Origin of the sequence: Marinobacter sp. LM1 (genome assembly GCF_042763285.1) — a bacterium.
GTDB classification, from domain to species: domain Bacteria; phylum Pseudomonadota; class Gammaproteobacteria; order Pseudomonadales; family Oleiphilaceae; genus Marinobacter; species Marinobacter nauticus.
In genome coordinates, this window is sequence record NZ_CP114373.1 from 2,288,171 (window position 1) to 2,300,769 (window position 12,599).

The window sequence follows — 12,599 nt, forward strand, 5'->3', positions numbered from 1 at the left end:
GACTATGAAGACCACAAGAAAGGTTCTTGTTGCATCAACTGCCTTCGCCGGGCTGGCCCTGGCTGGGCTTGCTTCTGCCCAGGATATGTATAAATCCGGTGTTGGCGGGCTCTACGCCGGCCTGAATTACACCTTCATGGAAACCGATTTCGATGGCCTGGCAGAAGCCGACACCGGCACCTTGTCTGGCAAGGTCGGCGTTATGGCTACGGACTATTTCGGTGTTGAGGCCCGAGCGGGCTTTGGTGTGGATGACGATCGGATTGCCGGCGTTGACGTTAAAATCGACAACTTCTTCGGTGGTTACGGCACGGTGAACGTGGTGAACGAGAGCCCGGTAACACCCTACGCTGTTTTCGGTTTCACTCGTATTGAAGCTGAGGCAGGCTCAGTGGAAGACGATGATTCCGATTTCTCGTACGGTGCCGGCCTGAATGTGAAGTTCGCCAAGAACCTGTCAGGCAACCTCGAATACATGCGTTACTACGATGACGATGATATTACCGTAGATGGCATCGGCCTGGGCGTTCAGGTCAACTTCTGACGATGAGATAACCAATGCCTGCGGGGCGGGACCTCGCAGGCATTCGACGTTAGCCGTTCATCACAGAGCCAAGCAGAATGACCCCGGCATAGCCCACTGTGTACGCGGCCAGAAGGTGTAGCGCGTACTTCAGGTAAGCCACAAACGTGAGCCCCTCAATTTTGCTCATGGCTACAATTCCCGCCGCAGAACCGATTACCAGCAACGAACCACCGACGCCAACTGCATAGGTTAGCCCCATCCATTCCCCGGGGCTCATGTCGATACCGGACTTCAGCAGTGCGGCCGTTAAAGGCACGTTATCGATGACCGCGGAGAAAATGCCCATCAGATAGTTGGCGTACACCGGGGGCATGACATCATAGATTGCCACCAGTGAATCCAGAGCATGAATTTCTTTTAGCATACCCACCAGAAGCAGGATTCCCAGGAAGAACAGCAGGGTTTCAAACTCGATAACCCGGATGTATTCGAGAATCGGGTCCAGATCCGAGTCGTCGCTCATGAAGCGGGACACCAGGAACATGATGGAAAGACCAAAAAGGAAGGTCAGCACTGGCGGAATACTGAATAACGCGTTGCCAGTAATGGTGGCAATGATTGTAACCAGAAACAGGCCCGCGATTACCGCGTCTACGGTTCGGACTTCATTGGAACTGGCTTTCAGGGTAACGGTGCCGGACAGACCGCCAGAAAGAAGCACGGCCAGCAAAAACACCGTGATTGAAGCGGGAATGGCCAGTGTCAGCAGCGTCAGGATTTCCACTTTGTCTGCCAGGAAGATCATCAGCGTGGTGACATCGCCGGTGATCAGTGAAACGCCGCCGGAGTTCACTGCAAATACAACCAAAACAATAAATTGTAACCGCTTCTTCAGATCCAGGCTTAAAGAGAGAATCAGGGAGCAGGAAACCAGTGTTGCTGTGATGTTATCGGCCAGGGAAGAAAACACGAAGCAGAACAGACCGGTCAGAAACAGCAATCGCCGCTCGGTGACCTGACGAGGCATGATCAGGTAGATCATGTTTTCGATCATGCCTTTCTTGTTCAGGTAGGCCACAAATGTCATCGCCGCCACGAGAAACAGCCATAACCCGGCGATCTCGGCAATGCTTTCCGAAAGGCCAGAGGAAACTGCAGCGGTTTCGTCTACACCGGAACTGAACAGAAACAGGAGAACCCAGCTGAGCGTGCCAAAGAACAGTGTGGTTTTTGCCTTGTTGACGTGAATGACTTCTTCAAAGATGACGCCGAGCAGCGCCAAGATGGCAACAGCAATCAGAACAGCTTCAAGAATCGGCATTTTGGAATCCTGAACCCCGGGGAAGATTAGGCAGCGATTCTAAACCCATTAGCGGGAGCCTCCAAGATTAGTAAACTACGGAACACTGCCTATACTTGAATCTGACGCACATCAAAAGGGCATTCGCTCTTTCTGTTATTGATGGAACAGTCACAACGGGGAGAGAAAGTCATGAAACACAGTTTGAGAACGCTGGTCTGTGCCACCCTGATTTCGCTGCCACTCGCTACCTTTGCCCAGGGTGGATCCGGGCAGGGCAGTCAGGCAGGAATGATGAACCAGGAACGGATTCAGCAAATGCAGCAGAACATGGATCGAATGAACCAGACCATGCAGCAGATGCAGAATGCGACGACCAGAGAAGAACGTCAACGCCTGCGGCAGGAACATATGGAGCACATGCAGGAACACCTGCAGATTATGCGAGAGTCCGGAATGGGTCCAGGCATGATGGGCCAGGGCGCGGGAATGATGGGGCAAGGCATGGGAATGAACGGCCAGGGCCCCGGCATGGGCAACCGAAATCCTGGTCAGGGCCAGATGAAGAATCAGGGGCCTGGCAACAGCGGTCAGGGAATGCGGCAAGGCAACCCGGCCATGACCGAAGATCAGCGGCTGCAGCGCATGGAACAACGGATGGACCAGATGCAGTTGATGATGGAACAAATGCTTCAGAATCAGCGCCAGGGAAACCAGTAACGCCGAAAACCAATCAAAGAAGAGAGTGACTCTGAAGATGGAAGGCTGGATGGTTTAGGTGAGTCGGATTCCGGCGTAGCAGTACTGCTGGAAGCACGTTACGCGCTTACAAACGACTGGCGTTACTTTTTGGATGGGCGCGTATCAGCAGGAGAGATTGGTACGCTCGGAATTTTCGGCGCAGGAACGTGCTTGGTGTGCCAGGCTGATGGTACTGGCTGGGAAGTGGGTGCTGCCGTGACTTTCCACGATAGCAAGCTCGCAAACCGGTACTTTGGCGTAACCACACAACAATCCATCGATTCGGGGCTGCCGGAAACTGATGTTGATAGTGGGTATAGATCAACAGGGGTTAATGTCAGCTACCGCAATTACCTGGGCCAGAACTGGCAGATCTTCGGAGAAGCTCTGTACGAAGCGTTCGGGAGTGATGTATCCGACAGCCCAATCACTCGAAATGATTATGAGGCGGAAATAGGCGCTGGCTTCATTTACGTTTTTTAGGTTTGGCTTGGTGGCGTACGCAGGGATGCGCTCAACGCCTGTACCAAAGAGGTGGCAGTGACAGCTTCCATAACGTGCGTGAGCTATGCATCCGAACATCCTATTTAACATAATATACATTATGCGCAGTCTGGTATCCGTTCAAATAACAGTATTACGGATTCTATCTTTGCATTCTCTCCTTGCATCCTAGCGGCTTACCAGGAGCTTAGCCGATGAGCAAACCGGCCAGCCACCCGCGCTTACTCCCGAACAGTTCGCCCACCTGTTAGGCATTATCCAGAAGCATCGATACCCGAAAAAGAACACGGCGCCGACTCGTATCAGCTTCAAGCTCGGACTACGAGTCCAGGATATCGCGCTTCTCCAGATAAAAGACGTCGCCGAGCTTGGCCCTGTGAGTACGGATTCTGGTCAGCGCTCTTTCAAACTTACGGAAATCCTTGCGTTGCCTTCGGCTTACACTAAGTGTGCCGATGCGTTGAAGCGGTCCAAATCCACGTATCAGCCGCGTCGAATCAGTTTTGGTGTTCACGATTTCCACCATCTTGTTCAGCGAATTGAAATCATGGCCAAGGCCGGCGCCGAGATCAAACCGAAGGATTTTTATCCTGAGGTCAAAAAGCATCGTGGTAAATCGCGTGATCTTCCAATGAAGAAAGCCTCTATTCCCCCAGTACTCTCCAGGAACACTTTGCCCACATGCAGAGGCATTGGGCAGGTATTGAGCGAGCCTGCTCCCACAGCGGCCGGAGGACGTTAATAACGCATATCATTCATGAAAAAAGAAGTCAGTTAAAGTCGCGCGAAAAATCGCTGGGCATGTCTCACCGTCAACCACGCTCATTTACTAAGAACCTCCCGAGGAGCCACTGAAGGAAGCGTTGCAAGATGCCGGGTACAAATATCTTGGTTAGTACGGCAACCGAATCAACTTTAAAGAGCAGTTGTTATTATTGTTCAACCACCTCAAACGCACTCTGGTTTGCGTACCTGACAGGTAATATTTTTCAGCCCATTTGTTATGTGTCTTGTTGATAGCGCCGGACACCGACAGCCGCCCTGCCCCTCCAGATCACGAGTCATATTCCCAATCTGGCCAACCAAACGTAGATTTCATGGCTATTGGGGATGCATTGATGCCTGAATGCGAAGTTGGGTTTGGTCGCAAAGCGAACATTCAGCTTGGAAGATAGCGCCAGCCTAACGGGCCGATTCGTGGAATTGCACTGGAACACTCTGGTCCAGTTGACGGACTTTTTGAACTCGGAGCATCCCTTTCGCACCATCAAGCGGCAGTTAAGTTATGCCAAAGTCCGCGATCGCAGCCTGTCGAAGAACACCAACCTGTTCTACCTGTTCGCGGCGCTCAGCAACATGCGGAGTGACAGGTTCGCCGTTTTTAAGCCATTTTATGCGTCCTTCACCGCAGTAGTTCTTGTACTCTTCCGCCACGTCGGGGCGGCGGCTGCTTCGAATGCTTCTTTGGTCTTCGTGACACGCGCATGGCCCTGTTCTTCATGGAGCATCCATTGGTCGTCGCCGTAGATAATAGGCAGGTCCATGAAGGTCTTAACCCTCCATTAACCACCTCCTAGATAGTCTGTATCCCGTCGTTTACCGCAGATTTGACCGCGCCCGAATGGACTTTACCTATGTATCGCTTGCCCTGCTCGAAAGTAGTGCTGACTGCTTTATGCTGCCTGGTTATTGCAGGCTGCAGTTCGTTGTCCACGAGAACGGACTATCTCGCTCAGGCCGATTCCGAGCGTCAGAACGTCGTCTCCAAGTTTGAGATGGAGGTTGGTCTCGAAACAGCCTACCTGAATGAGCTGGTCAACAGCCATGACCTGGACGCGCTTATTGTCGAAGCGCGCGCGGCCAATCCTGATTTCCAGCAAACACGGCTTTCACTCCAAATTCTCCGTGCTCAATACCGAGCGACTCAGGCGGATCAACTCCCCGACGTCGAGGCTGGATTCGTCGCGAATAACACTGACGGTCTAGATACTGCCTACACCGGCACCGTCAGCATCAGCTGGGAGCTGGATTTGTGGTCGAAGATTTCTGATGAGGCGTCGGCTGCCGCCAGTGACGTTGCTGAACAGCTGGCTCTCTACCAAGCTGCGCGGGATACGCTCGCAGCCGAGGTCATGCAGGGCTGGTTGAAACTGGTGAATCTGAATCGCTCCGTTGCCATCGAAAAGCAACGCGCGGAGCTATTGGAAAAAAACGAACAGTGGATTCTTCAGCGTTACCGCTCGGGACTGGGTGACCTTGAAGATCTGGACAGCGCCCAAAGCTCTGCGGCCAGTGCCAGGGCGACATTGATTGCAGTTCAGGAATCCCTGCAGCAACAGCAAAGGGCGTTGAACCTGTTGCTCGGGCGAAGCCAGGCTAGCACGGTCATTTCCGCCGACTATCCGCAGGTTCTTTTACCCCTGTCCGACCTTGCAGAGCAAACATTGCAGCGTCGCCCGGACCTTAAAGCGGCCTATATGGCTATCAGGGCAAATGATTTTCGAACGTCCGTTGCCTACAAGGACATGCTGCCATCCATCAACCTGGAAACAGCGCTTAGCGAAACAGGCACATCGCCCAGTGACGCCCTATTGCGCAACCCGGTGTGGTCATTGCTCGGTCAGCTACCGCGTTGTGCCCTGGATCGACGAATTGATGGCAACGCATCCAGGTTTGAATCTCAGAGTTCAGATTACTGACACCAACGTGGACTTTTACCGGGATTCGGTCGACATGGCGCTTCGCTACGGCGCGCCCAGTGACACCAACCTGTATGGCTTCAAAATTTGCGATGTGCCGCGCCTGCTTTGCGCATCTCCTGATTACCTTTCGCGTCATGGTCGCCCCATTCATCCTGATGACCTTGAGAACCACAACGGACTGTTCTATCAGTTGCAGGACATCCCATTTGACCTCTGGACGTTCAAACGGGGAGACGAGGAATATCGAGTCAAAATGACGGGCGATCGCGCCTCAAACGATGGCGATCTGGTTCGCCGGTGGTGCGTCGCTGGTCGCGGTCTTGCGATAAAATCGTGTCTTGATATGTCGGATGATCTGCTTGCAGGCCGTGTCACCACAATCATGCCGGACTATGCGCCGCCGGTATCCGAGCTGTGGCTGATTTGTCCTACCCGACAGTCAATAACGCCGGCAATGAGGTTGTTGAGGGATGACCTGCGTGCAAAAGTAGGCGAACTGATGAATGCAATGATTGCCGGAGGCTTTTTTCCTCCGGATCGCTTGTCCGGAGGAAAAAAAGACGCCTGAAAAACAGCGGGTGCGTTATTGATGATAAGAAATTCTCATTAACGTGCAGTACACCACTGGCAGCACCACTAACGTCAATACCGTTGCAACACCCAAACCGCACACGATAACCACCGCCATGCTCGCGAAGAAGGCATCGCTGAACAGAGGAATCATTCCCAACATGGTGGTTACGGCCGCCATAAGCACAGGTCGTACCCGGCTTACCGCGGCCTCAACCACCGCAGTGAATGCATCATCCTGCTGTTCTAACTGAATATTGATCTCCTCAACCAGCACAATGGCATTCTTCAGTACCATACCGATCAGACTCAGAGTCCCGAGCAGCGCCATGAATGTAAAAGGCGCGCCGAGCAATACCAGTCCACCAATGATTCCAATCATCATGAGAGGAACAATCATCCAGATAGACAGAGCCTGTCGGAAGCTACCGAACAACAGCATCGAAATAATGAACATCCCCAGCAGTCCAAGAGGCAGCGAGGAGAAAAGCGAAGTCTGAGCTTCGGATGAGGTCTCGTACTCTCCACCCCACTCAATCGAATAGCCGTGGGGAAGCTCCAGCGCGTCGACCTGCGGGCGGATCCTCTCCAGCACACTCGCCGCCGTCTCCCCCGACAAAGGCATGGGTTCGGCATAAACCGCCAACATCCGCTCCCTGTTTCTGCGTTTTATCAACGGATCCCGCAGTTCCGTATTGATGGCATTGATGACGTTGCCCGCGCTGACATAGCGGCCCTGCTCTTCACTCCAGACATTGATCGAGGTAAGGTTTTCGATGTCAAAACGCTGCTCCTCTCTTGACCGCATAATGATCGGAATGAGGTCGCTCCCCTCACGGTACACTCCAACCTGCTGCCCCTGATTATTCAGCAACAACGCCTGGTGCAGTGATTCGCGAGATACGCCAAGGCGCCGGGCCTGTTCTTCGAGGAACTCCGGTACGATCACGGCTTCCCGATTACCCCAGGACAAGCGCACGCTGTCGGCCAGAGGTTCATTTTCAAAAATTGCCTGCACGCGCACACCGATTTTCCGGAGTTCTTCGGGATCTTCTCCAAAGATACGAGCTTCAAGACTGGCTTTGGCTGAGGGCCCCACCTGCAAAGCCTGCACTTTGTAATGCACGTTCGGGAAGTCTGTACGCAGTTGCTCAATGACTTCCTCCATACGGGCCTCTCTCGACGCCTTATCCCGGGTCTCTACGATCAATTGGCCAAAACTGGCGTATCGCTGCTCCGGTGAATACGTCAACGTAAAACGCTGGGCTCCGCCACCGGTGACACTGGTCACCTGAACGACCTGGTCCATGTCATTCACGCGCGATTCCAGCCGCTTTACGGTCTCTTCGGTTTGCAAGATGTCGGCGCCCTCGGGCAACCAAAGGTCAACAAAGAAGAGTGGCGTTGTGGCATTCGGGAAGAAAGCATTCTTAACCTGTCCCGAGAACGATAGAACCCCAGCCAGAAGCGCGATCGCAAGTGTTAATGTCACGAAGCGATAATGAATCGCGTAGGTCAGCAGGCGGCGGAAGACGACGAAAACAATTCCCTTATAGGGGTCGTTATCGGATGACTGCCCGACACTCTCGAGCTTGTCGGGATAGAACATATCAAAGAAAAACGGGGTCAGAGTGAGTGCCGTCAGCCAGCTCAGGAAAAGCGAGTAGCACAGAACCCAGAACAGGGAGCCAATGAATTCTCCGGTGGTGTCTGGTGAAAGGCCGATAGGAGCAAAGGCCGTAATGGCAATCACGGTAGCGCCGAGCAGCGGGTACCGGTTCTGCGAGACCACTTCTTTGGCTGCCTGCCTTTTGGACTTGCCCTTGGAAAGGCCAATCATCATGCCCTCGGTGACGACGATGGCATTATCGACCAGCATCCCCAGCGCAATGATCAGCGCACCCAATGAAATCTTCTGGAGCTGAATACCGTGTATTGCCATAAGCACGAATGTACCCATGATGGTAATCAGCAGGATCAGCCCCATGAGCAGGCCACTTCGCAGCCCCATGAACAGCAAAAGCACAATAATGACAATGCCCACCGCCTGAGCAAGGTTCATGAGAAAAGCAGATACTGCCTCCTCGACTACTTCAGGCTGGTTATACACTGTGTTCAGTGTCATGCCGATGGGTTGCTGTTTTTCCAGGCGTTTCAAAGCCTCATTGAGACTCTCACCTACATCAACAACGTTGGTGCCCTCTGCAAATGACACGCCGATGGTCAAAGCAGGCAATCCGTCAGAGTGGTAAAGCAAGGCGGGTGAGTCATTGGTCACCCTGCGAACTTCGGCCAGATCGCTGAGCCGGATAATACCCGAATCAGCGCTTCCAACTGCCAGTTGCTCAAGTGCCTGAACGGAATCAAGCTGACCGGTTGGCTGAACGGATAACGACAGCCCTTCACTGCGCAGGTGGCCAGCGTTGCCCACCGTATTCTGCGCATTCAGAAGGCTTGCCAGGTATTCTGGCGAGATGCCAAGAGCACGCATACGGTCACGGTCCAGTGACACGATCATCTGCTCGTCGACACGACCACCGATACTGACTTTTGCGACGCCCTCCAACAATCGCAGTTCTCGCTGAATGAGATCCGCATGGTCACCAAGATCTTTCAGCGAGTAGCCGTCACCACGCAACGTGAGCAGCAGGCCGAAGACATCGCCAAAGTCATCGTTCACGATGGACGTGTTCACGCCTGGTGGCAGACCAGGCTGGGCATCATTAATCTTTCGCCGAAGGATATCCCAATACTGGTCTAACTCCCCTTCTCTGACCGTCTTCTTGAGTTGGACAGTAATCTGCGACAAGCCGTCCGAGTTCACCGAAGTAATGTCATCGATGCCCGGCATCTGCTGGATCGCTTTTTCCAGAGGCAGCGTAACCTCCTCCTCGACTTCAAGAGGCGTTGCTCCGGGATATTGGGTGGTCACCAAGGCGGAACGTAACGTGAACTCCGGGAATTCAAGCTGGCCAAGACCCAGAAACGCGAACATGCCCCCAACCCCAAGCAACAGCGTGACCATCCAGCTGATGGACTTCCGATCAAGAAAATAATCGACCATCTCAGAGCCCGCCCTCTTTTTCCCAGGGACGGACCGAACGATCCCTGTTCATCCGGTGAGCGCCGGCAACCACGATTCTGTCGCCCGGGCTGAGCTCTCCCCGAACAAGCACGCCATCGTTCATTTTCTTACCCGGCTCGACATCCACCGGCTCGACGCTGCCCGTGTTATCGCCATTCTCACCATCGGCAGCAGCCACGTATCGCCAAACCACGCTAGTGCCGGGTTCTGCGTCAGGTGTTACAAGCGCCGCGGTTGGTATCAGCCACGACGGGGCGCTCTCTCCAGCCAATGTGCCGTAATCAAGCAGAACGGTCGCGCTCATCCCCGAAAGCACTGTGATGTCCTCGGGTTCAGGGAGCGTTACGGTAACCTCATAACTGAGCGACCCCTGAGAGGCATTGCTGTCATGCTCTTTGTAGCTCGCGGCGTAGCGTTTATCGGGAAGCTCGGGAAACTGTACCCACGCGATAGTGTTGCCATTGGCGCGAACGTTCCTGGATCTCTGTGGTTGAAGGCGGCGGACCTGTTGTTCAGGCATCTGGAACGAGACGTCGATAGAGCCGGGCCGTTGCAGTTCGGCAATGGCCTGCTGCGCTGATACAACCTGAAAGACATCCACCGGCACCCGTGAAATGACGCCATCAAATGGCGCTTTGAGAACGGTATAGGAAAGTTGGTCCTCCGCGCTGGCCAGTTGCGCTCTGGCAGAGAGGTACTCGGCCTCGGCCTCATCGAAACGGGCCTGACTGATGGCCTGGCGCTCCAACGATATTCGCATTCGCTCGAAGGTGGCCTGTGCCAGATTGAAATTTGACCGGGCGTTTTCCAGGCGGGTTCTTGCGTCCCGATCGTCCAGGCGGGCAACGACCTCCCCTTTTTCCACAGTGTCGCCTGCTTTAACGGCCAGCTCCGTCAGCTCTCCTCCCACTCTGAAAGAGAGTTCTGAATGGTCAGACGCCGAGACTCTGCCCGGATACTGATTGAGCGTGCCTGACTGCGCCTGCTCCAGCGTCATGAGCTTTACCGGGTAGACAGTTTGCTGTGTCAGAGGGGGCGCCTCCGCCGAACATCCCATCACCAGGAGGCTCGAAAGCATTGCAAGCGCTTGTAGGCCTCTCAAGGGCATGGCGGTACTGACCATCTTGAATTTCATAACGCGTCACTCTCCAGAAAAAATTAGGTATTCCGACGATCGGCAACCGCATCCCAAGCCATATTAAACGCTAATTCGATATGCTCATCGGTACCTTCGAACGACCCTTGCAGGCATCGTTGAACGAGGTGGTAAATCGGGCGGAACATAAACGTTTCGAGAAGTGGAAAAGGTACCGGTTTGATCAGCCCGGATTGCTTTCCCTGATCAACTGCATTCAAAAGATTTGCGGCTCGGCTTTCGTTTCGTGCCTGGATCTCGGGAGTCATCCAAGCAGAATGCGTGAACGTCTCGTGGTAGCGGAATAGTTCCGGACGCTCAAGGCCGATCCGGAACAGTGTGTGCCACTGGCGTCGCAGTCCTTCACGCAGATCTTTCCCGCGAGAAAAACTGTCCAGCGCCGCATCAATGACCTGATCGCTGACGTAATAAAATGTCGCCAATAAAAGCTGTTCTTTATCTTCGTAATAGATGTACAGCGTGGCTGGTGACAAACCCGCAGCCTTGGCTATCTTGCCAACCGAGGTTGCTGAAAAACCGTGATCTGCTACTTCCCTCACGGTAGCTTCCAGGAAGGCTATTCGTTTCGAGTCGTCTCTTTGCCGCATTTGTCTGCTCAACGCTTCAAATTGGTCGGCCTAAAATAAATGCACGTTCACTTATTTTCAAACCGAAAATATAGGCGTATACCGAAGTAGGTGCCCTACTGAATTCCTGGACAGAATGGCCATTGGGGGCTCCATCAGGCATCTGTCTCCAAACCTGGACTGTAGTTTTCATGTCGTCACGAAGTCTCTTGAGCTCCTTTAACTCCTGATCCAGTCTGCAAAGGCGGTCTGTGAATAGCTCCTTCAGGTCGCTGCCAGCCAAGCCACCCTCCGTCCCATGACTTAGAATGACTTTGACTTCACGCAGGTTGAATCCCAGCTTGTTTGCCACGCGAACAAACCGTAAGCGCCACAGGTCTTCCGAATTATACAAGTTGTAGCCATTTCGGGGATCTTTTCGTGGCCGAAGTAACCCTTCACGGTTATAGAAACGAACGGTGTCCGGAGAGACATCCGCCAAGTTTGCAATTTCATTGACTTTCATCGTGCCCACATCGCTCGCATGAAACAGATCCCGATATATCAGAGGAGAAAACGCCAGCATGACCACTCTGAAACTCTCTCAATTTGTTATTGCATAAATGAAGTCGACCTTTATCCGCCCGTCGCCACCTTTACGTTATTGATCGGTTGGCTTTTCGACCAAGCGACTAACCCAAGGCCTCCAAGGATCATCGGCAAGGTCAACAACTGCCCCATGGTCACCCAGTCAAGGGCAATGAACCCCAGTTGCGGGTCGGGGAGGCGAACAAACTCGACCGCAAAACGGAAAATTCCGTAGAGCAACAGGAACAGGCCGGACGTTGCGCCCATCCGACGAGGGTGGCGTGAGAACCACCACAGCACCACAAACAGCACAACACCTTCCAGGGCAAACTCGTACAATGACGACGGGTGACGTGGCGCCGACCCCATATTCGGGAACACCATGGCCCAGGGCACGTCGCTGACCCGCCCCGGGAGCTCGTGGTTGATAAAGTTGCCAAGGCGCCCCGCCCCCAGGCCAATTGGCACCAGTGGCGCTATAAAATCCGTGAGTTGGAAAAACCGCAGGTTCTGCTTGCGGGCGAAGACCAAGGCTGCAATCAGGACGCCGGTCAAGCCGCCGTGAAAACTCATGCCCCCTTCCCAGATCTTGAGCAGCCAGAGCGGGTTGTCTGCCAGCTTGTCAAAACCGTAGAAGAGCGCGTAACCGACGCGGCCACCGAGAATGACGCCCATCGCGCAGTAGAAAATCAATGTTTCAACAGCGTCTGCGTTCAACCCGAGTCGATGAGCCCGACGACGCCCCAGCCACCAGGCCGCGAGAAAACCGACAAGGTACATCAGGCCGTACCAATGGATTTTCAGTGGGCCCAGTGCAATGGCTACCGGGTCTATTTGAGGATACTGAAGCATAAGCTTCCCTGATTTCGTGTGTGAACGTGC

General features: G+C 53.7%; 12 protein-coding genes and 1 pseudogene. 6 read left to right on the plus strand and 7 right to left on the minus strand.

All coding sequences use genetic code 11. The annotated features are described in order from the left end of the window. Positions 1-4: 4 nt before the first annotated feature. Positions 5-544 carry a porin family protein gene (locus OZ656_RS10695; RefSeq protein WP_011784914.1) on the plus strand — a complete coding sequence of 180 codons (540 nt, stop codon included), beginning with the start codon at positions 5-7 and terminating at the stop codon, positions 542-544. A 49-nt stretch (positions 545-593) separates the two neighbouring features. Here OZ656_RS10695 and nhaD read toward each other — a convergent pair whose 3' ends face one another. Continuing rightward, on the minus strand, positions 594-1,847 hold the full coding sequence (nhaD, locus tag OZ656_RS10700) for a sodium:proton antiporter NhaD (protein WP_228223621.1): 1,254 nt from the start codon (positions 1,845-1,847) through the stop codon (positions 594-596). A gap of 171 nt (positions 1,848-2,018) precedes the next feature. Between nhaD and OZ656_RS10705 the strand changes: the two genes are divergently transcribed. After that, the gene (locus OZ656_RS10705; RefSeq protein WP_278350604.1) at positions 2,019-2,546 is read left to right on the plus strand and encodes a hypothetical protein; all 528 of its coding nucleotides are present in this window, start codon (positions 2,019-2,021) and stop codon (positions 2,544-2,546) included. Positions 2,547-2,633: 87 nt separating this feature from the next. Next, a complete protein-coding gene (locus OZ656_RS10710; RefSeq protein ID WP_379945211.1) occupies positions 2,634-3,050 on the plus strand; it encodes a MipA/OmpV family protein in 417 nt (138 codons plus the stop codon). 340 nt (positions 3,051-3,390) lie between these two features. Here OZ656_RS10710 and OZ656_RS10715 read toward each other — a convergent pair whose 3' ends face one another. After that, positions 3,391-3,678 (minus strand): hypothetical protein, encoded by a 288-nt coding sequence (locus OZ656_RS10715; protein WP_011784910.1) that lies wholly within the window; start codon positions 3,676-3,678, stop codon positions 3,391-3,393. A 641-nt stretch (positions 3,679-4,319) separates the two neighbouring features. On the opposite strand from OZ656_RS10715, the pseudogene OZ656_RS10720 reads away from it, so the two are divergent. From OZ656_RS10720 to OZ656_RS10730, 3 genes and pseudogenes are all read left to right on the plus strand, one after another. Further along, positions 4,320-4,430 (plus strand): annotated as a pseudogene (locus tag OZ656_RS10720) (IS5/IS1182 family transposase); the annotation flags it as partial. Between the two features lie 275 nt (positions 4,431-4,705). After that, positions 4,706-5,770 carry a TolC family protein gene (locus OZ656_RS10725; protein ID WP_014420759.1) on the plus strand — a complete coding sequence of 355 codons (1,065 nt, stop codon included), beginning with the start codon at positions 4,706-4,708 and terminating at the stop codon, positions 5,768-5,770. Further along, positions 5,727-6,341, plus strand: coding sequence for a substrate binding domain-containing protein (locus OZ656_RS10730; RefSeq protein WP_227716182.1), 615 nt, complete (start codon positions 5,727-5,729; stop codon positions 6,339-6,341). Before OZ656_RS10725 ends, OZ656_RS10730 begins: the two co-directional genes overlap by 44 nt. Positions 6,342-6,356: 15 nt before the next feature. Here OZ656_RS10730 and OZ656_RS10735 read toward each other — a convergent pair whose 3' ends face one another. The 5 genes from OZ656_RS10735 to lgt all read right to left on the minus strand — a co-directional run bounded on the left by OZ656_RS10735 (position 6,357) and on the right by lgt (position 12,569). Further along, on the minus strand, positions 6,357-9,407 hold the full coding sequence (locus tag OZ656_RS10735) for an efflux RND transporter permease subunit (protein ID WP_011784908.1): 3,051 nt from the start codon (positions 9,405-9,407) through the stop codon (positions 6,357-6,359). Position 9,408: 1 nt separating this feature from the next. Then, on the minus strand, positions 9,409-10,563 hold the full coding sequence (locus OZ656_RS10740; RefSeq protein ID WP_008172291.1) for an efflux RND transporter periplasmic adaptor subunit: 1,155 nt from the start codon (positions 10,561-10,563) through the stop codon (positions 9,409-9,411). Positions 10,564-10,586: 23 nt separating this feature from the next. Further along, positions 10,587-11,123: a TetR/AcrR family transcriptional regulator gene (locus OZ656_RS10745; protein ID WP_014420756.1), complete on the minus strand. Its 537-nt coding sequence runs from the start codon at positions 11,121-11,123 to the stop codon at positions 10,587-10,589. 64 nt (positions 11,124-11,187) lie between these two features. Beyond that, entirely contained in the window at positions 11,188-11,715 is a 528-nt protein-coding gene (locus tag OZ656_RS10750) for a MerR family transcriptional regulator (RefSeq protein WP_011784906.1), read from the minus strand. 50 nt (positions 11,716-11,765) lie between these two features. After that, entirely contained in the window at positions 11,766-12,569 is an 804-nt protein-coding gene (gene lgt / locus OZ656_RS10755) for a prolipoprotein diacylglyceryl transferase (protein WP_136630492.1), read from the minus strand. Between the last annotated feature and the right edge of the window lie 30 nt (positions 12,570-12,599).